Below are 1,306 nucleotides of genomic sequence, written 5' to 3'. Positions count from 1 at the left end.
GTCGCATTGGTTGCTCTACAAGCGGCAGAGCGGTTCAGAGTTTTAAAGAGCGGTGAAACTTAAGCTGCCGTGTCAGCAGCCTTCATGTATCGCTGCGGGTACAGAATCTGCATTTCGGTAATCTTCCCTTTGAAGTACCGAGACAATTTCTCTGCCGTCTCCAGAGAGGGAACCTGCATTCCCCTTTCGATTCGGCTGAGGTTTCCAACGTCAAGCTGTGTGGCGATGGCTACCTCTGCGATTGTCAGTTTTTTCTGCACACGCATTTTCCGTAATGGCGTTGACATAATGCACCTCCTAAATGCGCTATACGCATAATATGCGAAACTGAAAATTTGCGCAAGGCGCTTTGCGCGTGACGCATAGAAAAGGTTAGATGTACGTCATGAAAATAGGCCAAAAGATTAGACAGATTCGCAAAGCGAATAAGATGACGCTCAATGAGCTGGCGCTACGCGTTGAAAGCGACGTGGGCAACCTGTCACGCCTGGAACGCGGTGTTCAGGGCTACAGTGAGCAGCTTCTGAATAAAATAGCCGCAGCCCTCTCAGTTCCTGTAAGTGAGCTATTCTCTTCTAGTGAGGCTAATGATACTGTAGATTCATACAGTATTAGTTCCATTAAGAAAAAGGGGAGAGATGATGTGTACAGGATTGATGTGCTTGATGTTTCAGCCAGCGCAGGAGATGGTTCGCCCTCGAAAGATATTATTGAAGTCATAAGATCCATTGAATATGTGCCTGACCAAGCAAGGGTGATATTCGGGAATCGACCGGAGTCTTCAGTGAAGCTGATCAACGTTCGTGGCGACAGCATGGAAGGAACCATTGAGCCGGGCGATCTGATTTTTGTCGATGTCGCAGTGTGCAACTTCGATGGAGATGGAATTTATGTTTTCGACTTTAACGGGGACATGTTTGTTAAGCGCCTGCAAAAGGTGAAGAGCGAACTGATAGTTATCTCAGATAACCCGCGCTACCGCGAGTGGTCCATTACGGAAGAAGAAATGGATATGCTCCATGTTGCAGGGCGCGTCATGCTTAGCCAGTCACAGCAATACAGGCGCCACGGTTAACCCTCCCCTTTCTGCATAAAAGCCCGCCTTGAGCGGGTTTTTTTGTGCCTAATGCATATCCGCAAAAAAAATAAATACCCTTCTGTTTCATGCGCATACATAAACATCATGCTAAAACACAGCCACACGCTAAAATATGCGCTTGACGCATTTGCGCTGTACGCATAATATTAACTCCATCAGCAGGACGCACCGCACCACCGACACGATGTCGCGCTCTTTAACAACGAG

2 protein-coding genes are annotated in these 1,306 nt (G+C 47.6%); one reads left to right on the top strand and one right to left on the bottom strand.

The features are described 5' to 3' along the window. Nucleotides 1-59 precede the first annotated feature (59 nt). Nucleotides 60-287 carry a helix-turn-helix transcriptional regulator gene (locus QLG07_RS02595; RefSeq protein WP_048918187.1) on the bottom strand — a complete coding sequence of 76 codons (228 nt, stop codon included), beginning with the start codon at nucleotides 285-287 and terminating at the stop codon, nucleotides 60-62. A 98-nt stretch (nucleotides 288-385) separates the two neighbouring features. Between QLG07_RS02595 and QLG07_RS02590 the strand changes: the two genes are divergently transcribed. Continuing rightward, a complete protein-coding gene (locus QLG07_RS02590; protein WP_191150126.1) occupies nucleotides 386-1,075 on the top strand; it encodes a helix-turn-helix transcriptional regulator in 690 nt (229 codons plus the stop codon). Nucleotides 1,076-1,306: the final 231 nt, after the last annotated feature.

It is taken from the genome of Erwinia sp. V90_4 (genome assembly GCF_029967685.1).
GTDB lineage: Bacteria > Pseudomonadota > Gammaproteobacteria > Enterobacterales > Enterobacteriaceae > Erwinia > Erwinia aphidicola.
The sequence above is the reverse complement of the archived record's forward strand: the minus strand, read 5'-3'. Positions and strand labels throughout refer to the sequence as shown.